Below are 23,309 nucleotides of genomic sequence, written 5' to 3'. Positions count from 1 at the left end.
ATTTAACCCCCCCCCGGCCGGAATTGCGCGCCCGGCCCGCCGGGTCATAAACAACATCCCAAAGCGCGTTCCCCGCCTCCTCTTGATGAGGAAGCGGGCACCGCTTTCGTTTAATGAAGCTTAGGTTCACACCCGGCAGCACCTACGGGAGCTGCGGCGGGCGAACAGTACCTTACTTGATGGAGGTACCGACGGAACCGAGCTGCTGGCAAGCCTCGACCACGCGTGCGGCCATGCCTGCCTCTGCAGCTGCACCCCAAACGCGGGGGTCGTAGGTCTTCTTGTTGCCGACCTCGCCGTCAACCTTCAGCACACCGTCGTAGTTGCTGAACATGTGGCCAGCAACGGGGCGGGTGAATGCGTACTGGGTGTCGGTGTCGATGTTCATCTTGATAACACCGTAGGACACTGCGTCTGCAATCTCCTGCTCGGTGGAGCCGGAGCCGCCGTGGAAGACCAGGTAGAAGGGCTTGTCGCCCTTGCCGTACTTAGCGCCGACCTCGGTCTGGATTTCCTTGAGCAGCTCGGGGCGCAGGTGAACGTTACCGGGCTTGTACACGCCGTGAACGTTACCGAAGGTCAGAGCAGCCATGTAGGTGCCCTTCTCGCCCAGGCCGATTGCCTCAACGGTCTTGATTGCGTCTGCAACGGTGGTGTACAGGGAGTCGTCGATAGCGCCTTCAACGCCGTCTTCCTCGCCACCAACAGCACCAATCTCAACCTCGAGAACGAGCTTTGCCTTGGAGGTACGCTCGATCAGCTCAGCAGCGATCTTCAGGTTCTCGTCCAGGTCGATTGCGGAGCCGTCCCACATGTGGGAGTTGAAGATGGGGTCTTCACCGCGAGCAACAGCCTTCTCGGACTCTGCCAGCAGGGGCAGGACGAAGCCTTCCAGCTTGTCCTTGGGGCAGTGGTCGGTGTGCAGTGCAATGTTCACATCGTACTGCTTAGCAACTTCGCGTGCGTATGCTGCGAAGGCCAGGGAGCCAACGACCATGTCCTTCTTGGAAGCGCCGGACCAGTATGCTGCACCACCGGTGGATGCCTGGATGATGCCGTCCGAGCCAGCCTCTGCGAAGCCGCGGATAGCAGCGTTCAGGGTCTGGGAGGAGGTCACGTTCACTGCGGGGTACGCGAAGCCCTTTTCCTTCGCGGTCTGCAGCATTTCTGCGTAAACTTCGGGGGTTGCAATAGCCATATGCTGACTCCTTGGATAGATGCGACCGGTTACCGATGTTGGGCCGGTTCACCATATTTTGTTGGCGCGCGAGACGCCTCCTACTCACACTATTTTACCAAGATACAACTTATTTATCGTTAATTTTTTGTGGGTTTTTTTGGGTTTACAGCAGCGAAATTTCCGCGAAATACCGCGGTAAAGTAGAGGTGTTAATGACTTGATGTCTTCTGTGCGTGCAGGCCAGCGTACACATCACCCAGACGCGACGAAAGGACCCTCCCATGAGCAAGGCGAGCGCTAAAAATAATCCGAAACAGCTCGATGCGAAGCGTGAGAAGCGTGCCCGCCAGGAGCAGCGTCGTGCTGAGCGTGAGCATCGGAATGCGGCGGCTATTGCACCGGTGCGCGCGCAGTTGGATGAGGTTCTGGAGCGTAAGAGTCGGCATGTTTTGGGGCATGGCGATATGGCGAAATCCCTTGAGATGATGGAGAAAATGCGTGATGAGGGCGCGAGTGACCACGAGATTGATGTGGCGCTTGCGGAGGCGAAGCTCCCCTCGGTCGTGCAGGTGGGCCGTAAGTCGTTGATGCGTTGGCCGAGCTGGTGGTGGTTGAATCGTCGTGAGCGCGCGTTGCGGGCGAAGATTGATTACCTGATGGAGGGCTAAGTCCCCGTTTTGAATAGGTTGTGAGAGCACCCCGTTGTGGGTGCTCTTGTGCTGCACGGTGGTGGGGTAATTGATTTTTTGGACTCGAGGTTCAATTAATCTATTTCACAAAACAATGAAAAACACACGATACAACATGAACCAAATATATTCATAAGATATGCATTATATGTATATAAATTATTACGTGATGTGAGTTATATTTACCTAAATTGCCGTGCTATAGTCGTTACAAACCGCAGACGTGTTCCTAACCACATTTCGTGCAGCACGTGCTTCAGACATAACTATCCAAGGAGGTATAGCGTGAGCACCTTACCGAACAAGAACCCGCAGACTTCTGCAGCGGATCAGTACACTAAGCCCCCCACAGACGACCCGTTCGCACACGAGCAGGAAGGCTTCCACAAGGGGCTTGGCGCACGTCAGCTCCAGATGATTGCCATCGGTTCCGCTATTGGTACCGGCCTATTCCTGGGCACCGGTAGCCGCCTGCAGGACGCTGGCCCCATGCTCGCCGTCATCTACGCCGTCATCGGCTTCTTCGGCTACCTGATCCTTCGAGCCCTCGGCGAGCTGATCCTTCACCGCCCCTCCTCGGGTTCCTTCGTCTCCTACACCCGCGAATTCTACGGCGAAAAGGCCGCATTCGTATCCGGATGGCTGTACTGGCTGAACTGGGCAATGACCGCCGTTGCAGACGCCACCGCTATCGCTATCTACATCAGCTGGTTCGGTCGATACAACCAGTTCTTCGCAGATATTCCCCAGTGGCTCAGCGCATTCATCGTTGTTGTTGTCACCGTTGCTTTGAACCTCATCTCCGTGAAGCTCTTCGGTGAGCTGGAATTCTGGTTCGCACTCATTAAGATTCTTGCCCTGCTGTCCTTCATGGCGGTAGGTATCTGGTACCTGATCTTCGGTGAACCCATCAACGGCGTCACCCCCGGCCTGAGCCTTATTGCAGCCAATGACGGCTTCTTCCCCAACGGTATTCTTCCCGCTCTTATCGTGGTTCAGGGTGTTGTGTTCGCCTACGCCGGTATTGAGCTGGTCGGCACCACCAGTGGTGAAACCAAGAACGTTGAGAAGGTTATCCCCCGCGCTATCAACACCGTGATCTGGCGTATCGCGATCTTCTACGTTGGTTCCGTGGTTCTGCTCTGCCTGCTCATGCCCTACACCGCATACAAGGATGCAGAGTCGCCGTTCGTGACCTTCTTCGACGCTATCGGCATTGACGGTACCGCACCGATTATGCAGCTGGTCGTTATTACTGCGGCTGCTTCCTCACTGAACGCTGGCCTGTACTCCACCGGCCGTATCCTCCACTCGATGGGTGTTGCAGGTTCGGCACCGAAGTTCACCACCAAGGTGTCCCGCTCCGGCGTTCCGGTGGCAGGTATTCTGCTGACCGGTGTGGTTGGCCTCTTCGGCGTTGTGCTGAACTTCTTCGTTCCCGAGCAGGCGTTCGAGGTCGTGCTGAACATCGCATCCGTGGGCACCATGGCTAGCTGGGCAGCTATCGCAATGTCGCACCAGAAGTACCTGAAGTTGGTCGGTGAGGGCAAGTACAAGCGCCCCAACTACCGCGCACCCGGCGGTCGCTTCAGCGACTGGGCTGTGATGGTGTTCCTCGCTGTTGTGCTGGTGCTGATGGCTCTGGATTACCCGGTGGGTACTTACACCCTGGCATCGCTGCTGGTGGTTATCCCGCTGCTGATTATCGGCTGGTACACGGTTCGTGAGCGCGTCAACGAGATTGCTCGCGTCCGTGAAGGCTACACCGGTTCCGTGCCTGTGATTGCTGCCCGTCCTGTGGTGAAGAAGCTCATTTCGGAGCCTCGTACCCACATTGACCTGGGTGAACTGGACCTTGAGGACGAGGACAAGCCGAAGGGCAACTAACCCGACGGTAGCCTCCGATTCCGTGATATCCCAGTGAAATCCCGGTGAAGGCGATGAGGGGGGTTCTAGACCCTAGCCCGTAGGTTCCAGGAGTTCTAGATCCCCCTCCCTGCACGTCTTTTCGTGTTCGCTTCCGTATTACATCCGTGTAATACATAAAACAAAGTACATATCTACAGCATTTCTAATACGGCGTGTCCTGCAATATATTTTGAGATAATAGATATCCGCAGTGACCACCAGATGCACAAAGAAGTTTTGTGCAGATATTCAAAGGAGAAAATCATGACTGAACGTCCTAGCGCACACGCGGTGGAATTTGTTGATGTCGCCTCGATGGCGAAGTGGATTCAGAAGGACGGCGTAGGCAACATCATTGCCGGCATGGTCGACTTCCTCGAAGAAGACTTCAAGAAGTGGCAGAGCTTCGACAAGATCCCGCGCGTCGCTTCCCACACCCCCTTCGGTGTGATTGAGCTGATGCCCACCTCCGACAACATCACCTACTCCTTCAAGTACGTGAACGGCCACCCCTCCAACCCGGCACGCGGCTTCCAGACTGTGACCGCGTTCGGTCTGCTCGCTGACGTGGACAACGGCTACCCGGTGTTCCTGGCTGAGATGACCCTGCTGACCGCGCTGCGTACCGCTGGCGTGTCCGCCATGGTTGCTAAGCACCTGGCACGCAAGGATTCGAAGAAGATGGCGATGATTGGTACCGGCTCGCAGTCTGAGTTCCAGGCGCTGGGTATGCGCGCGGTGCTCGGCATTGAGGACCTGTCCGTCTACGACGTTGATCCGCACGCGATGGAGAAGTTCCGCCGTAACCTGGAGCCGCTGGGCTTCCGCATCCACCTGGCTAAGGACGTGGACGAGGCTGTTGAGGGTGCAGACATTATTACCACCTGCACCGCCGATAAGCAGCAGGCGAAGGTTCTGCTGGACCGCCAGGTGAAGCCCGGCGTGCACCTGAACGCTATTGGTGGCGACTGCCCCGGCAAGACTGAGCTGGAAAGCGAAATTCTGGACCGCTCCACCGTGTTCGTTGAGTTCCCGCCGCAGACCCGCATTGAGGGCGAGATTCAGCAGAAGGACCCGGACTTCCCCGTGGTGGAGTTCTGGAAGGTTCTGACCGGTGAGGAGCCGGGCCGCGTGTCGGACGAGCAGATTACCCTGTTTGATTCGGTGGGCTTCGCGATTGCTGACTTCTCGGGTCTGCGTTATGCCCGTGCGGCTACGCAGGACACCGACCTGCAGCAGTTCATTGACCTGGTTGCTAGCCCGGATGATCCGAAGGATCTGTACTCGCTGGTGAACGTTAACGTTCCGGTGGGCTAAAGGGCTAAGTAACCTGACGCTGAGTGGCCTTGAGCTGGCGGGCCTGTAGGTGCGCCAGCATGGGCTGCGAGGTTGAGAGTGAATAAAGTGAGGGCCGGGGAGTGGTGACACTCCCCGGCTCCTTCTTGTGAAATTTTCGTATGCACGGATTCTTGTGCGCGGATTTTCTTATGGGTAACTTGTGAGCATTCTGCGGCTGGTTCACCCGTTCTACCCTTCAGCGGGTGCGGCTACTGGTGGGTGGCGATAATTTCACGCGCCCTCGCCACATGCTTTTCTTTCTCTTCTTTCAGCTGGTTGAGCAACGCCTGATTCTTCTCAATCAAAGGACCCTGATAGGACGCCTCAAGATCACCCAAACGCTGAGCCAGCCTCACCTTCTCACTACATTGAGCTTCAATGATCGCCAGGCGGATCTTCTCCTCCAACATTTTGGGATCATCAGCATTCAGATTGGCCGATTCTTTGCTCGTCCATTCACCGTCCCCGGTGCGAGGCGTCAACCCTTTCTCACGCTGACAGTCCCACCAATCTGAGCGGGCTTTCTTCCATTCAGGGTCACCCTGCGCACGCTGGTACGCTTCGCCACTGATACGACCGACAGGGCGGTACTTTTCCTCATCAAACTTGAGCGCATCCAGTTCTTCCCGATGCTCTTCGCGGCAGCTGGCCTTGACATCTTCAGGGATGCTCTCATAAATCCTAGACTGCTCTTCTCTGACTTTGCTGGACGTATAATGATTCGCCGCATGCTTCACGTTCCAGGAGCCGTACTGGGAGGCGTTGCCAGAAACCCAGCCGTTTTCTAGGATTTCAAAATTGTATCCTTTTTTCGCATAGCACTCTTTAAGAATCAACAATGACGCCCTAACCGTTATATCTTCGGCCTGGTCACTCATGTCGTATTCGTCGAGCGGAAGAGTAATATAGTTATTTTCAAAATCCAGTTGGGCTTTGAGGCTAGTATCTTTAGGCGTAGCGGCGCAGGAACTTAAAGCTAAAGCAAAGCAGGCGAACAGAGCAGCAGATTTCTTCATTGTTACCGACTCCTTTCAATCGGGAAAGTCAGGAGGAGCCCACAAACATTGGGCTCCTCCATCACAATTATTAGTTGTACTGTTCAGTTCAAACAGAATGTGTTATTGACTAGTTGCGATAATTTCACGCGCCTTCGCCACATGCTTTTCTTTCTCTTCTTTCAATTGGTTGAGCTGCGCCTGATTCTTCTCAATGAGAGGCCCCTGATAGGACGCTTCAATATCACCCAAACGCTGAGCCATACCCACCTTCTGGTTACATTCCGCTTCAACCGTTGCGAGGCGAATCGCTTCTTGAGTTTTTTCCTCCTCACTCTTAGAACTTAGGTCAATATTGAGCGTCTCTTGACTAGTCCACTCATGGTCACCCTTGCGTGGTGTTAGCCCATTGCTCTCTAGGCAGCTCCACCATTCAGAGCGAACTTTATTCCATTCCGGATTACTTTTCGCACTCGCGTAGGCTTCCTGTCTAAGCCGGTAAGCGAAAGAGTCATTGTCATTCTCGTATTCAATTTCTTTCAGCTGATTGGCATTTTCTTTACGACATTGCTGCCTAATATCTGCCGGTATTTTCTCTGCTGTCTGCGCGCCCTCTCGAGCCTTTTCTTCATTGAAATATCCATACTTCTTGGCATATTCAACATTCCAGGCACCATATATATTGCTGTTCTGATCACCAGAGAACGCAGGGACAGCATCAGAGTATCCCTTAGCTACGTAACATATTTGCAGGATACGGGCGGTCGCCTCACTAATTACAGCCCTTGACGCATCGTCATAGTCATACTCATCCAGGGGAAGAGTAATCAAATTATTCGGGTAATCGAGCTTGGCTTTATATTCAGAATTTGAGGCACCTCCCTGAGCACATGAAGATAGCAAAAGCGCGCCTACTAGGGCAGTGATTGTGAATGCACTACTTTTATGCAAGATCACACCCTCCTTTCAGAGTGGACGAGAAACTTAAAGCTGGAAAGCATCTTGTCTCTCTAGCACCATTCACTTAGCAATACACATACATAACGGAGCTAATTCGGTCATCCCAGGTCTCACCCCAATGGAGACCCGCATGGCTTAGACCGCGAAGATAGTTGAGGTCGGAAGAAGATTCAAACCTGCGACCCGCATAGTAGCTGTCTTCGTAATAGCGCCACCGGCACCCATCAGAATGCAATGAAGATGCACGGTCGCTCATCCATCCCAGATGAGGGTTAGTCCAGGTGTACATGCGGGACCCAAGGAAATTTGCGTCCGAATAGAAAGTAACACCCGCATGTGCCGGAGGTGCTACCGCCCCGAAAGTCACCGCAGCCACACAGGCCGCAACAGCAAGAGACTTATTAAAGATCCTCATCAGAATCTCCTTTCAAAAGAATGACGCCGCGGTCATTCATACCCACAACCCGCAACCATTAGCGAGCCGAAGCCAGGAAATCTCGCATGCCCCAAACTGAAATTGAGAGTGCGATTCTCATATTCCCTGTGACTTGAATTAACACTAGCACACCTAGACTATTTATTTGGTGACCTAAATCACTTATGTGATAATATGTGATTTACCCACTTTAGATATATTCAAATATTATTTACTACATTTACAAGACAAAAAATCCAGATAACATCACACAACCCCACCACAAACAACGAACCAAACCCCATGGGTATCCACATTCATGTGAAAAACTCAACACCCCACCCAAACAAAAAATCACCCAATCCCCAATAAAAACCCCCAACAAAAAAGGTTCCGACGCACACGCAACGCACCGGAACCTTTAAACACCTAACAAACAGCCGCCAAACTACGACGGAATCTGGCCAAACACATGGCGGCGAACCCACGCATGCATCGCAATACCCGCAGCCGTCGCCGCATTCATCGAACGCGTCGACCCAAACTGCTCAATCGACAGAGTATCCCTAGCCGCCGCATGCAGCTCCTCCGACAAACCCGGGCCCTCCTGCCCAAAAACCAGCACACACTTCTTCGGCAGATCATACGTCTCCAGGGGCACCGAATCCGGAAAAATATCAATACCAATAACCTCCAGACCCTCACCCTGCGCCCACGCCACAAAATCCTCAATCGTCGGATGATGACGCACATGCTGATAACGATCCGTCACCATCGCACCACGACGATTCCAACGGCGACGCCCAATAATATGGACCTCCTTCGCCAACATCGCATTCGCAGTACGCACCACCGTGCCAATATTCAAATCATGCTGCCAATTCTCAATCGCCACATGAAAATCATGGCGGCGCGTATCCAGGTCAGCAATAATCGCGTCCATCGACCAGTAACGGTACTTATCCACCACGTTACGGCGGTCACCCTCACGCAGCAGCTCCTCATCCCAATGGTCCCCCTCAGGCCACGGACCCTCCCACGGACCCACACCCACCTCAAAACGAGCAGTACCCTGCTCAGTGCCCTCAACAGCCTCAGCTACAGCCGCCTCCGCAGGCACAGCCTCCGCAGGTACAGCCTCAGCCGCCTCACGATTCTCAACCATCACAACCACCTTCACGCCAACAACCAGCGCCACGACCGGCGCCCACAGAGCCATCTTACAGACAAAAACCCGCGCCACCAGCCACACACAGTAGCCAGCGACACGGGTTCACCCGCCGCAGCGGAACGTCTTAAAAATTCACGAAATCCTAGTCCAAGCCAGTAGAGACTAGTCCAGGCCCAGCTCATCCTTCGAGTACGCGTACAGGCACGGAACGCCCGCAACCTCTTCCACATGCTCCTTAGCGCCGGTCGCACGGTCAACAATCACAGCAACCGCCACAACCTCAGCGCCAGCCTTACGCAGCGCCTCAACAGCAGTCAGCGCAGAACCACCGGTCGTGGAGGTGTCCTCAACAGCAACCACGCGGCGACCCTCAACGCTCGGGCCCTCCACCTGACGGCCCATGCCGTAAGACTTCTGAGCCTTACGCACCACAAACGCGTCAATCGCACGGTCCTGATCGCCAGCGGCACGCATAATCGCGGTACCCACCGGGTCAGCACCCATGGTCAGACCGCCAGCAGCCTCAAACTCGATGCCGTTCTTATCCAGCAGGTCCAGCATGACCTGACCGACCAGGCGAGAAGCCTCGTGGTGCAGGGTGATGCGGCGCAGGTCAACATAGTAGTCGGCTTCCTTGCCGGAGGCGAGGACCACGTGCCCGCGCACCACAGCCAGCTCCATAATCAGCTGGCGCAGGCGTTCACGGGCTTCTTCAATGGGGAGGTTTTCAGAAAGCTTAGTCATAGTTCAAGTGTAGCGGCTCACGTGCAGGCGGCGCAGGCTATTCCCTGCACTATTCCAGCGCTAGGTTATTCCACCACGCGACCCACCGACGGCGGCAACGCAGCACGCAACTTCGTCAGCATCTCCTCATACTCGGCGGCAGGATCCGAATCAGCAACCACCGCGCCACCGGCGGCAAGAGTCACCGTGCCCTCATCGTGCGCCACGAGCGTACGAATTACAATCGACAGGTTCGCCGAACCATCCGCCGACACAAAGCCCAGAGCACCCGAATACACGCCGCGAGCGCGACCCTCCAGGCGCTCAATAATCTGCATGGTCGAAGGCTTCGGCGCACCCGTCATCGAACCACCCGGGAAGCACGCCCGCGCGGCAGCCACCGCGCTCACACCCTCACGCAGACGCGAACTGACCGTAGACACCAGCTGATGCACCGTCGAATAGCTCTCCACGCCCATAAGCACGGGCACGCGCACAGACGCCGGGTCAGACACCGTGGACAGGTCATTACGCAGCAAATCCACGATCATGAGGTTTTCGGCGCGGGTCTTCTCATCGGTACGCAACCATGCCGCCGCTGCGGCATCTTCTTCCGGGGTGGCGCCGCGCGGCACCGTACCCTTAATCGGCTTCGTCTGGGCGTTGCGGTGCGTATCCACGCTCAAAAAACGCTCCGGCGAAGAAGAAAGCACCGAAAAATCACCGCACCGCAGATACGCCGCATAGGGTGCCGCATTGTGGGTGCGCTGGCGGCGGTACAGCTCAAAGAAAAGCTCCGGGCTCGGATTCTGGATGCGTGCGTTCGTCTGCGCGGTCAGGCACACCTCGTAGCTGTTACCCTCGTAAATTTCGTGCTGACTAGCACGAACGGCGTCCATGTAGGCTTCTGCGGCGGGTGCCGGGAAGAGCAGCAGCTCGGCGAGCTCAGGGGCACTATCAGGGGCGTTGTCAGGAGTATTTTCGGAGGCGCGCTCCCCCGCCGGAGTCAGCGCCACGCTCAGCACCGGAGTCAGGGCCTCGCTCAGCAACCGCTCCGCCGCCTCACACCACAACTCATCGCCCACCAGCCAGCTACACGCCGCAGCCCCCGGGCGGGCATGCTCATGCACCAGGTAGCGGACCGCCGGCAACCACAGAGAATCCGGGGTCGGCGCCTCATGCGCCGGCAGATAGCCCGGCACCGGGTGGTCGTGCTCCATGCCCATAGCGGCACGCGCCTCATAGCCGAAATAGCCCACGTAACCGCCACGCAAACCCGCGGGCAGCCCGGTTGCCGCCGCGGTATCCGGGTGCACGCGCGGGGCGCAGGCGAGCGCCGCCTCCAGCTGGACGAAGGGGTCTTCCCCGCCAGACTCAGCCGCCGTACGCACCGAATCCACGCGCAGGGGCGACAGTTGCACCGGGACCACACCCACATACGAGGCGACCGACATGGGCGACTCCTCGCGCGCCGAATCCAGCCAGAAGGAATACTCGGCGCCACCGGTCAGCAGCGGGTATGCCTCCTCGCAGTTCACCGCGAAAGGCAGCGGGCGCACGGCAAGCTCCCGCGTCTGCGCATCCCACGGGATGCTCTGCAGAATACTCTGCAGGGCATGAGGGGACGCAGAAGCGGGAGCGTTCGGGGTAAAAATACGGTCCGCGGAAGTTTCAGTCACGGACTCCATTGTATGGCGTGCAGGCGAACCGTTGGTTTAGTGAACGACTGCGGGTGCTTCGCCGTTTTCGCTGGTCATCGGCAGACCGGCAGCGAACCACGCGCTGGTGCCGCCCGCAATGTTGTGTGCGGCGTAGCCGTGCTCGCGCAGGAAGGTTGCCGCGCGGTTCGAACGGCCGCCGCCGTGACAGATGACGTAGAAGTCTTCGCCGGGTGCGGGCAGTTCTGCCAGACGCTCAGCGATGGTGCCGAGGGTGATGTGCTTGGCGCCGGTGGCGTGGCCGCCCTCCCACTCGTAGTCTTCACGCACGTCGATGATGGTTGCGCCTGCGGGAACGTCGCGGGGGTCGACCTGGGGTACAGCAGTCATGGGGTTCTCCTTTGAATTGAATGAGGACGAGCCGGTCGGCACGGTGGGGTGCCGGGTGGGCATAGTTGTGGTTCCACTCTATCGCTTTGGGGGTGTGGGGCGCATCTAGCCCGGTATTTGGGGGTTTGTGAGATTCGAAAATGGTGCATACGAAAAAATCGAAATGGTTTTTCATGCACTGGTTGATAGTTCAATCTTTGAAATATATGAACATCACATGTATACATATGCACCCATAAGGGTATAGACTTAAACACATATTGCCCGGGTCACACAGAACCCCGGGCTTGCACAGAAAAGAATTACCACCATGTCTCACACCATCACAGGTGCCGAACCCAAGGAAACCAAGACCTTCTTCGGCCACCCGCGCATGCTCGCGAACCTGTTCACCGTAGAAATGTGGGAGCGCTTCTCCTTCTACGGCATGCAGGGCATCATGATCTACTACCTGTACTACACCGCCGACAAGGGCGGCCTGGGTCTCGACCAGACCCTCGCCACCGGTGTTATCGGTGCGTACGGTGCAATCGTGTACCTCATGGCAATTCTTGGCGGCATCCTCGGTGACCGCCTCCTCGGCCCCGAGCGTACCCTCTTCTACTCCGCTATCGGCATCATGGCGGGTCACATCTCCCTCTCCCTCATCCCCGGCGTGCCGGGCGTGGTGCTTGGTCTGCTGCTGGTCGCTATCGGCTCCGGTGGTTTGAAGAGTAACGCCTCCGTGCTGGTCGGCTCCCTCTACGCAGATAACGACCACCGCCGTGACGCAGGCTTCACCATCTTCTACATCGGCGTGAACACCGGTGCACTGATTGGCCCTATCCTGACCGGTTGGGGTTGGAGCGTCGGCGGTTTCCACCTCGGCTTCGCACTGGCCGCTGTCGGTATGGCTGCAGGCCTGATTCAGTACTCGCTGACCCGCAAGAACCTGCCCGCCTCCGTACACCATGTGGCAACCCCCTTCACCAGCACCCAGAAGCGTAACTTCTACCTGGCACTGGTCGGCATCGTGGTCGTTCTCGGTATCCTGCTGGCGACCGGCCTGATGACCGCAGACAACCTCAAGAACTGGGTCATGGGCTTTATCTTCATCGGCGCTATCGCCCTGTTTGCTCAGCTGCTGAGCGCCAAGGACGTCACCGCTGATGAGCGTTCCCGCGTCACCGCATTCATCCCCCTGTGGATTGCAAACTCCGTGTTCTGGGCACTGTACCAGCAGCAGTTCACCGTCATGGCGGTGTACTCGGATGAGCGCCTGAACTGGAACATTCTGGGCATGGAGCTGAGCCCGAACCTGGTCAACTCCATCAACCCGATCTTCATCATTATCTTCGGCATGCTGTTCTCCGCCCTGTGGACCAAGTGGGGTGAGCGTCAGCCGGTGACCACCGTGAAGTTCTCCGCAGCGCTGATTATTATTGGCCTGGCGTTCTGGATCTTCCTTGCTCAGGCGGGCGTTCAGAGCGTAAACGTCGGCTGGATTGTGCTGATCCTGTTCGTCTGCACTATCGCCGAGCTGATTATTTCCCCGGTGGGTATTTCGCTGGCGACCAAGCTCGCACCGAAGGCGCACCGCGTGAACATGATGGCGCTGTACTTCACCTCCGTGGCAATGGGTACCGTGCTTTCCGGCTGGCTGGCCCAGTTCTACAGCATGGAAACTGAAGTTCCCTACTTCACCTGGATGGGCATTATCACCATCGCGACCGGTGTGCTGCTGTTCCTGGTGCACAAGCCGGTTCAGAAGATGATGCGCGGCGTGAAGTAGCCACAAAGTTACTTGCCTGCGCTGCTGACTCGCTGTTTCAGGCGGCGTGAGCGTGTATAGGCGAGCGTATATAGGTTAGGGCCCCGAATCCTTGAATTACCAAGGGTTCGGGGCCCTTGCTGTACGCACTGGTGTATGCCCCCGGCAGCCGGAGCGCCGGAATATTGAAGGGAGGTTCAGGAGGGGCGGGTTTAGGGGTATTCGGGGCGTTTTCCTTAATGAGAAAATCCGCGCGGATTTTCTTATTAAGCGCCTTAATAAGAAAATCGAAGTGTATTGTCTTATTAAGACCCCCCATACGACCAGCAAGACGACACCGATGAAGAGGAGGAGGGAGGAGGAACCATGCCCTCAGCCATCACCTGGCCCGCTCTCACATGGGAGCCGCAAACCCCCTGGGTTCACCGCGATGCCCTCGCCTCCCGACGCGCAACGCGCCGCAACTCCGGCACCTTCTCCAGCGCCGTACCCGCCTCCATTGCCGCACTCAACGTCGAACTCAGCCCCGCACTGCGAGCGCGCCTCCAAGAGAACGCCACCGCAATAACCCGCTTCGATGAGCGGCTCCACCACATCGGCGGCATCCCCTTCTCCGCGGTTCTTCTGCGCGGCGAATCCGCCTCCAGCTCACAGATTGAAAACCTCACCGTTAGCGCACGCAGGCTCTCACTGGCTGTCCTGGGTGCAAGCGGGTCGAAAGTGGGCATTAACGCCCAGCTGGTGGCACGCAATGTTTACGCGATGCGCACAGCTTTGGACACCGCAGAAAACATTAGCATCGACAACATCCTGGCGATGCACCGCGAACTGACTCGCGGCCTGCAGCAGGACTCCGGTGTAATCCGTACCCAGTGGGTGTGGATTAAGGGTGATTCACCCGTGGCCGCAGACTATGTGGCACCGCACCACGAGAGGGTTCCCGCCGACCTCGAAGACCTCGTAGACTTCATGAACCGCAGCGATATCAATCCCATCGCACAGGCGGCGATTGCGCACGCCCAATTTGAGACAATCCACCCCTTCACTGACGGCAACGGCAGAACCGGTCGCGCACTCGTTTCCTCACTCCTGCGAGCCCGAGGAGTTACCCCGCATATCATTCTTCCTATATCCTCAGGTCTGTTGCACGACACCAAAGGATACATTCAGGCGCTCACCGACTACCGTGCAGGCGATGCTGAGCCCATCATCGAGCTCTTCATCGACGCCGCGCAGAAGGCAATCACCAACGCAGAAATCCTGGCGCAAGATATTGAAACCCTGCGCGATGAGGTGCTGTCCATTGCCCAGCGTAAAACCTCTCTCCTGCACTCCCTCGCCAACCTGTGCTGCACCGAGCCCGCCTTCACTGCACACATGATGGAGGAGCACACGCAGGGGTCCCGTGCCAGCGTGTACCGCCTCCTCAACCGCATGGTGGAGCTACAGATTCTGCGTGAAGAACGCGTCAAAATTCAGGGGCAAAAAGTGTGGACTGTTCCCGCCCTCAACCACGCCCTCGACGACTTCGCGGCACGAGCAGGACGACGCGGATAGATGCGCCATCGGGTTCGATAACCCGCGCGAAAATTCTGCGGCCGTAGGCAGGTTCCCGCGCGCGGAACTGTGACGATTTATGTCTCCGCATGAACGCGCATGACAGAAAATAGAGTCAAAAAGGACGCATTAAGCCACGAACAGAAATCTACTAGACAGCCCTCAACCACAGGTCTAAGGTGAATCCAGAACGAGCCGGAAAACCTTCCGGCACAACCTTTCAACCCTTAGCCGAGGAGAAAATCATGGCACTTTACCTGGTGGAACTGACCCCCGCACAGCCGTCCAAGGACGAAGCAACCGCACTCATCGAGACCGTCAACTCGTCCCTGACCAACGGCGCCGAGCTCATCGAAACCCAGGTCTCCGCAGATCACAAGATCGTCTTCGTCATCGTCGAATCCGAGAACACCGCATTCGGCCCCGACCTTGCCGCAGCAATCGGTGAGCGCGCATCCGTCGCAGGCCCCGACGCAGTCCGCCTGGTCGGCGCAGAGCTCGAAGACATCAAGAAGCTCAAGAAGGACGCAGACTACCTGGTTGAGTGGGACATCCCCGCAGAGATTACTATGGAACAGTACCTGACCCGCAAGAAGGCGAACTCCCCCAAGTACGCGGAAGTTCCCGAAGTTTCCTTCCTGCGCACCTACGTTCGCGAAGACACCGCAAAGTGCCTCTGCTTCTACGACGCACCCGACGAAGAAGCTGTTATTCGCGCCCGCAAGGCCGTCAGCACCCCCATTGACCGACTGTTCAAGCTGCACGCATAGACGCGATGCTCACCGCTTAGGAGAAACCCCATGTCCGAGTTCACTCTCGAACCCCTCTACGATTACCCCCAGCGCGAGCAGGTGCTCGCACTCGCCCGAACCCACGCAGATGCTGTTGACCGCGGCGAGCGTTCCCCTTTCGAAAACCTGCGCGAAATCGCTCAGGACGGCCTGATTACCCTGGGCCGCGATGGCGGTTCCCTGGTCCCCCAGGTTTCGGTGGCTTTCGACCTTGCTACCGAGGACGCCTCCACGGCGTTCTCCCTGTGGGCTCACCGCTCCACCATCGCGTTCTTTGACGCTGTGGGCCGCGAACTGCCCGCCGGCCTAGCGGATGCGACCGTCAGCGGCACCACCGCCATGGCGGCGGCGTACAAGGAGGCTTCGGGCCTGGCACCGATCAAGGTGGAGGGTACCCTCGTTGAGGGCGGTCTGAAGCTGAACGGTTCCGTGTCGTGGGCGTCGAACCTGTACCCGGGCGGCGTGATTGTGCTTCCGGTGGCTGTGCAGAACGCCCCGGAAAGCCACCCGAACCGCTACATCGTGACGGTCCGCCAGGACGTCGAGGGCTTGAGCATTGATTACCACCGCAACCTGCTGGCGCTGAACGGCACCGAGTCCGGCACCCTAAAGTTCGAGGACGTTTTCGTTCCAAGCGAGGATGTTCTCAGCGACAATATTGAGGCATTCCTGCACGATGTGACCGCGCCGTTCCTGCTGGTTCAGTCGTCGTTCTGCCTGGGGCTTGCCGCTGGTGCTCTGCAGGAGGCTGCTAAGCACCTGGACGTCTCGCAGGGCGTGTTCCGTCCTGAGTTCCCGCTGATTCTGGCGGAGTACCAGAGCCTGCGTGAGGAACTGGTTCGCCTGGCGTCTGAGCCGGAGCGTGCTGAGCGTCGTGACCTGCTGAGCTTGCGTCTGGGTGTGTCTCACTTTGCGACCATTGCTACTCACTTTGAGCTGCAGGTTGTTGGAGGCGCAGGTTACGTGGCTGAGTCCCCGACGGCTCGCCGCCTGCGTGAGGCGACGTTCCTGCCGGTTCAGTCCCCGACTGAGGGTCACCTGCGTTATGAGCTGGCACGTTACGATCACCTGGAGAACCTGCGTGACGCTCTCTAAGCCATTGAGCTGTGTGTAGCGAGTGTTTTTATTCGCTCTTTGCATCAATACCCCGTATATGCCTAGAACTACATATACGGGGTATTGATGCATTCTGGGCTATATATTAGGGGTTTGGGGCTCATTATAAGAGAATATATGCCCCACTCAACGTATCCCTGCTCATATTTATAGCCGTTTAGCTGTGACCCACACCCGCATACGCGTAGAATTATGTGGAATTTTATACACCACCACATTCACCTCAGGAGCTCCCTTTGAGCATCTCTAAACTTCTCGGCTTTGACTGGTCGATTCACGGTGATGGCCGCACCGTCAAGCCCGGTTCTGTTGTGGCACCGAGCGAACGCCTCGCATGGCCGATCACCATCGGTATCGGCGCGCAGCACGTGGTTGCTATGTTCGGCGCGACCTTCCTCGTGCCGCTACTGACCGGTTTCCCGCCGGCAACCACCCTGTTCTTCTCGGGTATCGGCACGGTCCTGTTCCTGCTCATTACTCGCGGGCGCGTCCCCTCCTACCTGGGTTCTTCCTTCGCGTTCATTGCACCCCTCGCCGCTGCGGGCTCCTCGCACGGCCCGGCGGGTTCGCTCGGCGGCATTGTCATGGCAGGTATCGCCCTGTTCCTGGTCGGTCTGATTGTTCAGTTCGCTGGCACCGGCTGGCTGACCAAGCTCATGCCCCCGGTTGTGACCGGTTCAATCGTGGCGCTGATTGGCTTCAACCTGGCACCCAGCGCTAAGGACAACTTCATGAAGGCACCGATTACCGCACTGGTGACCCTGTGCTCTATCGTGCTGATTTCGGTGCTGTTCAAGGGCATCATTGGTCGTCTGTCCATCCTGCTGGGCGTCATTATCGGATACATTACCGCGGTAATTCGCGGCGAGGTGGACTTCTCCACCATCCACAAGACTGTTGAGACTCAGGGCATCATTGGTCTGCCGCGCTTCCAGACCCCCGAGTTCCACTGGGAGCTCGCCGGCCTGTTCATCCCCGTGATTCTGGTGCTTGTGGCTGAGAATATCGGCCACGTGAAGTCCGTTGCGTTGATGACTGACACCAACCTGGACGACTACTCCGGCCGCGCCCTCATGGCGGACGGCCTGGCAACCACCATTGCCGGTTTCGGTGGCGGTTCGGGTACCACCACCTACGCTGAGAACATCGGCGTGATGGCTGCGACTAAGGTGTACTCCACCGCGGCGTACTGGGTGGCGGCTATCTTCGCGATCGGCCTGTCCATGTTCCCCGCATTCGGTGCCGCTATTGCGACCGTCCCGGCGGGTGTTCTGGGTGGTGCCGCAACCGTGCTGTACGGCATGATCGGTATGCTCGGTGTTCGTATTTGGAGCGAGAACCGTGTTGATTTCTCGAACCAGATCAACCTGACCACCGCCGCTGTGGCGCTGATTGTGGGTATTGCGGACTACACCTGGGTCTTTGAGGAACTGTCCTTCGCAGGTATTGCTCTGGGCACCGCTACGACCCTGATCGTTTTCCACTTGATGACCTTCATCGCGAAGTACACGAAGGCTGCTGGCGACCCGCTGGAGCCCTTCGACCCCGAGAAGAGCACTGAGGGACACTAGAGCTCCTTACGCTTGCGCCGTTGGGAATAGTGCTCCTGAGGCGTAGGATGTAAAAAGCGGCCCGGATGGATTGGTTTCCATCCGGGCCGCTTTTGCGTCTTCTGGACGTTACACACAACTGCCACCCTACTTAGACACAAATCAGACACAAAAATTTGAGTCTAGACATAAATTTTTATGCCTAGACTCAAATTTTTTATGTGTAGACATAAAAGTTTATGTCTGAGTTATGTCTACGTTATGTCTGCGGAGGCTCACCCAGCCGCTAGCGCTGGATAGCTAGCACCGGATGGCTCGTGCTGGATAGCTAGTGCTAGGCGGCTAGGACCGTTCGGCGAGCATCGCCTCAATCGTCTGCGCCACACCGTCCTCTTGGAAGGCCGGGCAGGTGCGCCCCACCTTCGCAATGAGCGCCGGCTGACCCGACGCCATGGCGAAGCCCTCCCCCGCCCAGCAGAGCATCTCCGCGTCATTCGGCATGTCACCAAACGCCATCACCTCGTGCGCCTCAATGCCGTGGCGTGCCGCGAACTTCTCCAAAATCCGCCCCTTATTCACGGTCTTAGAGCCCATCTCGATGAGCGGCTCACCGACCACGCCGCGGGTCACCGACACCAGCGAACCGACCGCCTGATGCACGCGCGCCTGCAGAATATCCGGGTCCATGCCGGGCACACGAATCAGGTACTTAATGACCGGGGTTGAACCAATGCGTTCGAGCGCCTCGGCGATTTTCACCTCCACCACACGGGCGCCCTCAAGCACCTCACCCCCCTCATGCGGGCCCTGAACGTAGACGGTGGCCACCGTTTCGAGGGTGTAGGTGGCGTCGGGGAAAATAGGCTCCAGCAGCTCGTGAGTACGGGCAATCACCGCGGGATCAGCACCGTTAATTTCTTCCACCTCGTTCGCGCCCAGGTGGTACACCACGGCACCGTTGGAGCAGATGGCGTAGGAGTCGAAGTCGGTCTGCTCGCGCAGGGGTGTGAGCCAGCGGCTCGGGCGGCCGGTGACGAAGACGATATCAATCCCGGCGGCGCGGGCGGCCTCAAGGGCGCGCAAGGTACGCGGACGGAACCGGAAATCGTGCCCGATGAGGGTGCCGTCCAGGTCGCTGGCGATGAGTTTAATCATGCAGATATGCCTTCAGTGGTGGGGTGTATCGGTGCTGGTTATTGTACGGTACTGGTCAGGGTGCGGGGCTGGTGAGACTGTGCCGGCGTGCCGCTAAGCCGCCGGTTCCGCGTAGGTGACGGTCAGGAACGCACGACCCAGGCCGTGGCCGAGCAGGTTAAAGTTCACGACGGCGGGGCTGGCGTTCTCGTCAATGTCGAGCTTCTCCACATCCACGGCGGTGACGCAGAAGATGTAGCGGTGCGGGCCGTGACCCGCCGGAGGGGCAGCACCCAGGAAGCCCGCCACGCCGGCGTCGTTGCGGTGCGTCAGGGCGCCGGCGGGTGCCTCCGCACCAGTGTCAATGCTAGTCACGTTCGCGGGAATATTGGAGACAGTCCAGTGCCAGAAGCCGCTGGGGACCGGCGCATCCGGGTCGAAGCAGGTCAGAACGAAAGACTTGGTGCCCTCGGGGAATCCGCTCCAGGACACCTGTGGGGAGCGGTCCTGACCGCCCGCCACGCCGAAGAGGGCGGAGCGCATCCATTCGGGGGCGGTGCCGCCGTCCTGAATGTCGGTGGAGGTCAGGGTGAATTCGGGCAGTTCGGGCAGGCCCTCGTAGGGTTCGCGGGGCAGGGGTGCGGTGCCGATGTTGGTCATGATGTTCCTCAGCGTTGGGGTGCGGGTGGATATGGCGACGCCGGCGGACAGAGTGAGCTATCCGCCGGCGAGGCGTAGATCATTTAGCCGTTAAGCACGGCGTCAAGTTCTTCGCGGGTGGGCGGGTTAGCGCCCGCGCGGGAGACGGTGATGCCAGCTGCGGTTGCGGAGAAACGCAGCAGGTCAGCGATGTCTTCGGCGGTCAGTGCAGCGACCTTGGCGCGTGCCTCAGCACCGGCGATACCGCGGTCGAGCAGGCCCGCAATGAGTGCCGCCATGAGGGAGTCACCGGCACCGACGGTGTCTGCAACCTCAACGCGGTGTGCGGGCTGGCTGATGCCCTCGGGGTACTTCTTGGTGAAGGCGATGGGGCCGTCCTCGCCGCGGGTGATGACCATCAGCTCGGCGCCGAGGTCAAGCCATGCGCGTGCGGTGTTGTCGAGGGAGCGGTCGGGGTAGAGCCACTGCAGATCCTCGTCGGATGCCTTCACGACGGCGGAGAGGGACACGAACTTTTCAGCCCAGGCGCGGCCCTCATCAACGTTGTGAATGAGGGTGGGGCGGCAGTTCGGGTCGTAGCTGAGCAGGGCGCTGTCGCGAGCGGCTTCGAAGGCTGCTGCGACCACGTGCGCGCCGGGTTCGAGCATGGCGGCGATGGAGCCGGTGTGCACTGCATCGGAGGTGCGTGCCAGTTCGGTGAGCTTCTCGGCGACGGAGTCGAGGGACCAGGTGATGTCGAATTCGTACTCTGCCGCGCCGTCGGCACCGATGGTTGCCTGGGCGACGGAGGTGCGTTCAGCACTGTGCTCGAAGGGCAGGGTCACCTGGGATGCTTCCAGGTGCGCGTCAATGCTCTTGCCGTAGGCGTCGGGGCCGTAGTGGCCGACGAAGTTGGTGGGGTGGCCGAGACGGCGTGCGCCGACGGCTACATTCATGGGCGATCCGCCGGGGTAGGCGCGGGTTTCTCCATCGTGCTGGTGGACGACGTCTACGAGTGCTTCACCGATTACAGTCAACATGGTTTCAATTCTACCTATGTTTTCCGGGGCATGAAGTGTGTTTTTGTGGGTATTTAAAGTGGTTTTACTTTTCCTTTTGAGGGCTTATGTTGGCTTGCCGGGCGGGTGCAGGAACCGACTTCTACCTCTTCTGACTTTTAGCCCCAATATCACTAATTTTGAGGCTTCGGAGGGGTTCACACAGGTTAGACTTAAACCGAAGCCGGGTCTTTAACGCCCGGCATGGTATTGACGCGACAGCACCGTCGCGCCTACCCTCCAACGACGAAGTTAGGAAGAAGGTCATACGTGACGACTGCAACCGCTACCTGGGTTAACCGTGAGGCTACCGCAGAGGAGCTGATCCCCCTCATCGGTAAGCTGCACCGCGAGAACGGTGTGGTGCTGAGCATTCACGGCCGCAGCCTGGTCAACAAGTCTGTCATTGAGCTGCTGAAGCTGCACGATTTTGTATCCCAGATTGATGGTGCACCCCTGAACCCCGCGCACTCCCTGGAGCTCGTTCGTGCTCTGGTTGAACTGAACCTGGGCGCGTGCTCGATCAACATTGCTACCCTGCACAAGGCACACCACCAGGCTGGCTCCCCCGAGCTGTCCATGTGGCTGCCCGAGCAGCTGGGTTCCTCCGTGAACCGCCAGGGCGACCAGCCCAAGGAGCAGGATGTTGTGCTGTACGGCTTCGGTCGTATTGGTCGCCTGCTGGCTCGTATTCTGCTGGAGCGCTCCTCCTCGCCGCTGGGTTCTGGCCTGAACCTGCGCGCTGTTGTGGTGCGTAAGAACGGCGACCAGGACCTGGTCAAGCGTGCATCCCTGCTGGAGCGCGACTCTGTTCACGGCCCCTTCAAGGGCGTTATTGAGGTGGACGAAGAGAACAGCACCATCATCGCTAACGGTGTTCCGGTTCGCTTCATTTACTCCTCTGACCCGACCACTGTCGACTACACCGAGTACGGCATCAAGGACGCTCTGCTGGTGGACAACACCGGCCGCTGGCGCGACGTTCCGGGTCTTGAGCAGCACCTGAACTGCCCCGGCATTTCTCGTGTTCTGCTGACCGCTCCCGGTAAGGGCGACATGAAGAACATCGTGTTCGGTGTGAACGACAACGTCATCACCGCTGAGGACAAGATTGTTTCCGCAGCATCCTGCACCACCAACGCGATTACTCCGGCACTGAAGGTTCTGGATGACGCATACGGTGTTGAGCGCGGCCACGTTGAGACCGTTCACGCATTCACCAACGATCAGAACCTGATCGATAACTTCCACAAGGGTGACCGCCGCGGTCGCTCCGCTGTGCTGAACATGGTCATCACCGAGACCGGTGCGGCAAAGGCTGTTTCTAAGGCTCTGCCGCAGCTGGAAGGCAAGCTGACCGGTAACGCTATCCGCGTTCCCACCCCGGACGTCTCCATGGCAATCCTGAACGTGAAGCTGACCAAGCCCGCAGGTTCCGCTGAGGAACTGAACGAGCTGTTCCGCCGCGAGTCCATCGACGGCGAGCTGCGCCGCCAGGTGGGCTACTCGGATTCCCCCGAGGCTGTTTCCACCGACTTTGTGGGTTCCCGCACCGCAGGTGTTGTGGACTCGCTGGCTACCGTGGTGACCGATGACTCCGCAATTGTCTACGTCTGGTACGACAACGAGTTTGGTTACTCCTGCCAGGTGATTCGCGTTCTGGAGCGCATGGGCGGCTACGACGTACCCTCCTACCCCGCTAAGTAAGCTGCCCCAGCTCATCTAGCACATATAACTAACCCACCGGTACATATAGCCATTTGGCTATATTGCCGGTGGGTTTGTTTATGAGGTTATATGCGCAAATAAGCGGTGTCGCACGGAGCTCAGAAGAGCTACGCGAGCGGTAAATTACGCCTTACGGCGGTACACCACACCCTGATGCGCCCGCAGCGTGAAGCTCGAGGGCACCGGGCGGTTTGCCGCATCCACCAGACCGGACGGGACCCTTCACGGTCACATCCTTCGAGCCGGTGTTCAGGGCAGCCCAACCGCGCGTGAAGGCACGAGTCTGAGCGGTAGACTGAGCGATAATACCGCCGACCGGATCCCCCAGGTTGTAGGAAAGCTCCGAGGCGTGCGGAATCTCGTCGTAGGCGTCGTGGTGGGTTGCCTGATGCCGCCGTGAATCAACATACGGCATATATCAACTAAAACCTTTGGTCTCCTTACCCCTCTACTTGATATTTGTAGGGATTTAGAATACATTCCTACATTGCATTTAGTGTAAAAATATATCGATCTTTGTCAGATAGGGTTTTCTGCACAGAGTTTGCGGCGCCCTCCC

General features: G+C 58.0%; 20 protein-coding genes. 9 read left to right on the top strand and 11 right to left on the bottom strand.

Annotated elements, in window-relative coordinates:
* Window positions 1-172 precede the first annotated feature (172 nt).
* The gene (gene fbaA / locus NML54_RS06765) at window positions 173-1,198 is read right to left on the bottom strand and encodes a class II fructose-bisphosphate aldolase (protein ID WP_012902702.1); all 1,026 of its coding nucleotides are present in this window, start codon (window positions 1,196-1,198) and stop codon (window positions 173-175) included.
* A 263-nt stretch (window positions 1,199-1,461) separates the two neighbouring features.
* Between fbaA and NML54_RS06760 the strand changes: the two genes are divergently transcribed.
* The 3 genes from NML54_RS06760 to ocd all read left to right on the top strand — a co-directional run bounded on the left by NML54_RS06760 (window position 1,462) and on the right by ocd (window position 5,094).
* Window positions 1,462-1,848, top strand: a complete 387-nt coding sequence (locus NML54_RS06760) for a cobalamin ABC transporter ATPase (protein WP_254756886.1) — start codon at window positions 1,462-1,464, stop codon at window positions 1,846-1,848.
* Between the two features lie 306 nt (window positions 1,849-2,154).
* Window positions 2,155-3,756 carry an amino acid permease gene (locus NML54_RS06755; protein WP_254756884.1) on the top strand — a complete coding sequence of 534 codons (1,602 nt, stop codon included), beginning with the start codon at window positions 2,155-2,157 and terminating at the stop codon, window positions 3,754-3,756.
* Between the two features lie 285 nt (window positions 3,757-4,041).
* Window positions 4,042-5,094, top strand: coding sequence for an ornithine cyclodeaminase (gene ocd / locus NML54_RS06750; protein WP_005504242.1), 1,053 nt, complete (start codon window positions 4,042-4,044; stop codon window positions 5,092-5,094).
* 230 nt (window positions 5,095-5,324) lie between these two features.
* Here ocd and NML54_RS06745 read toward each other — a convergent pair whose 3' ends face one another.
* The 6 genes from NML54_RS06745 to NML54_RS06720 form a co-directional block, all read right to left on the bottom strand.
* Entirely contained in the window at window positions 5,325-6,131 is an 807-nt protein-coding gene (locus NML54_RS06745; RefSeq protein WP_254756882.1) for a hypothetical protein, read from the bottom strand.
* A gap of 102 nt (window positions 6,132-6,233) precedes the next feature.
* Complete coding sequence (locus tag NML54_RS06740; protein ID WP_254756880.1) at window positions 6,234-7,067, bottom strand: hypothetical protein; 834 nt, start codon at window positions 7,065-7,067, stop codon at window positions 6,234-6,236.
* 866 nt (window positions 7,068-7,933) lie between these two features.
* Window positions 7,934-8,704: a TrmH family RNA methyltransferase gene (locus NML54_RS06735; RefSeq protein WP_254756878.1), complete on the bottom strand. Its 771-nt coding sequence runs from the start codon at window positions 8,702-8,704 to the stop codon at window positions 7,934-7,936.
* A gap of 114 nt (window positions 8,705-8,818) precedes the next feature.
* A complete protein-coding gene (pyrE, locus tag NML54_RS06730; protein ID WP_005504234.1) occupies window positions 8,819-9,400 on the bottom strand; it encodes an orotate phosphoribosyltransferase in 582 nt (193 codons plus the stop codon).
* A 65-nt stretch (window positions 9,401-9,465) separates the two neighbouring features.
* Window positions 9,466-11,067 carry an aminodeoxychorismate synthase component I gene (gene pabB, locus NML54_RS06725; RefSeq protein WP_254756876.1) on the bottom strand — a complete coding sequence of 534 codons (1,602 nt, stop codon included), beginning with the start codon at window positions 11,065-11,067 and terminating at the stop codon, window positions 9,466-9,468.
* A gap of 27 nt (window positions 11,068-11,094) precedes the next feature.
* A complete protein-coding gene (locus NML54_RS06720) occupies window positions 11,095-11,427 on the bottom strand; it encodes a rhodanese-like domain-containing protein (protein WP_049350220.1) in 333 nt (110 codons plus the stop codon).
* Between the two features lie 310 nt (window positions 11,428-11,737).
* Between NML54_RS06720 and NML54_RS06715 the strand changes: the two genes are divergently transcribed.
* The 5 genes from NML54_RS06715 to NML54_RS06695 all read left to right on the top strand — a co-directional run bounded on the left by NML54_RS06715 (window position 11,738) and on the right by NML54_RS06695 (window position 18,212).
* Window positions 11,738-13,198 (top strand): peptide MFS transporter, encoded by a 1,461-nt coding sequence (locus NML54_RS06715; protein ID WP_254756874.1) that lies wholly within the window; start codon window positions 11,738-11,740, stop codon window positions 13,196-13,198.
* A 345-nt stretch (window positions 13,199-13,543) separates the two neighbouring features.
* A complete protein-coding gene (locus NML54_RS06710; RefSeq protein WP_254756872.1) occupies window positions 13,544-14,734 on the top strand; it encodes a Fic family protein in 1,191 nt (396 codons plus the stop codon).
* Window positions 14,735-14,979: 245 nt separating this feature from the next.
* Window positions 14,980-15,504 (top strand): DUF4242 domain-containing protein, encoded by a 525-nt coding sequence (locus NML54_RS06705; protein WP_254756870.1) that lies wholly within the window; start codon window positions 14,980-14,982, stop codon window positions 15,502-15,504.
* 30 nt (window positions 15,505-15,534) lie between these two features.
* On the top strand, window positions 15,535-16,620 hold the full coding sequence (locus NML54_RS06700; RefSeq protein ID WP_254756868.1) for an acyl-CoA dehydrogenase family protein: 1,086 nt from the start codon (window positions 15,535-15,537) through the stop codon (window positions 16,618-16,620).
* Window positions 16,621-16,877: 257 nt separating this feature from the next.
* Window positions 16,878-18,212: a uracil-xanthine permease family protein gene (locus tag NML54_RS06695; RefSeq protein ID WP_254756866.1), complete on the top strand. Its 1,335-nt coding sequence runs from the start codon at window positions 16,878-16,880 to the stop codon at window positions 18,210-18,212.
* 321 nt (window positions 18,213-18,533) lie between these two features.
* On the opposite strand, the gene NML54_RS06690 is transcribed toward NML54_RS06695, so the two are convergent.
* The 3 genes from NML54_RS06690 to NML54_RS06680 all read right to left on the bottom strand — a co-directional run bounded on the left by NML54_RS06690 (window position 18,534) and on the right by NML54_RS06680 (window position 21,004).
* Window positions 18,534-19,346, bottom strand: coding sequence for an HAD-IIB family hydrolase (locus NML54_RS06690; RefSeq protein ID WP_254756864.1), 813 nt, complete (start codon window positions 19,344-19,346; stop codon window positions 18,534-18,536).
* Window positions 19,347-19,439: 93 nt separating this feature from the next.
* Window positions 19,440-19,985 (bottom strand): YbhB/YbcL family Raf kinase inhibitor-like protein, encoded by a 546-nt coding sequence (locus NML54_RS06685; RefSeq protein ID WP_254756862.1) that lies wholly within the window; start codon window positions 19,983-19,985, stop codon window positions 19,440-19,442.
* A gap of 83 nt (window positions 19,986-20,068) precedes the next feature.
* On the bottom strand, window positions 20,069-21,004 hold the full coding sequence (locus NML54_RS06680; protein WP_254756860.1) for a carbohydrate kinase family protein: 936 nt from the start codon (window positions 21,002-21,004) through the stop codon (window positions 20,069-20,071).
* Between the two features lie 288 nt (window positions 21,005-21,292).
* Between NML54_RS06680 and NML54_RS06675 the strand changes: the two genes are divergently transcribed.
* Window positions 21,293-22,729: a glyceraldehyde-3-phosphate dehydrogenase gene (locus NML54_RS06675; RefSeq protein ID WP_254756858.1), complete on the top strand. Its 1,437-nt coding sequence runs from the start codon at window positions 21,293-21,295 to the stop codon at window positions 22,727-22,729.
* 151 nt (window positions 22,730-22,880) lie between these two features.
* Here the strand turns inward: NML54_RS06675 and NML54_RS06670 are convergent, their stop codons facing one another.
* Window positions 22,881-23,165: a putative glycoside hydrolase gene (locus NML54_RS06670; RefSeq protein ID WP_254756856.1), complete on the bottom strand. Its 285-nt coding sequence runs from the start codon at window positions 23,163-23,165 to the stop codon at window positions 22,881-22,883.
* Window positions 23,166-23,309: the final 144 nt, after the last annotated feature.

This window comes from Rothia gullae, from assembly GCF_024294905.1.
In the GTDB taxonomy this organism is placed as follows: Bacteria; Actinomycetota; Actinomycetes; order Actinomycetales; family Micrococcaceae; genus Rothia.
Note: the sequence above shows the minus strand (reverse complement) of the source record. Positions and strands in the feature narration are given on the sequence as shown.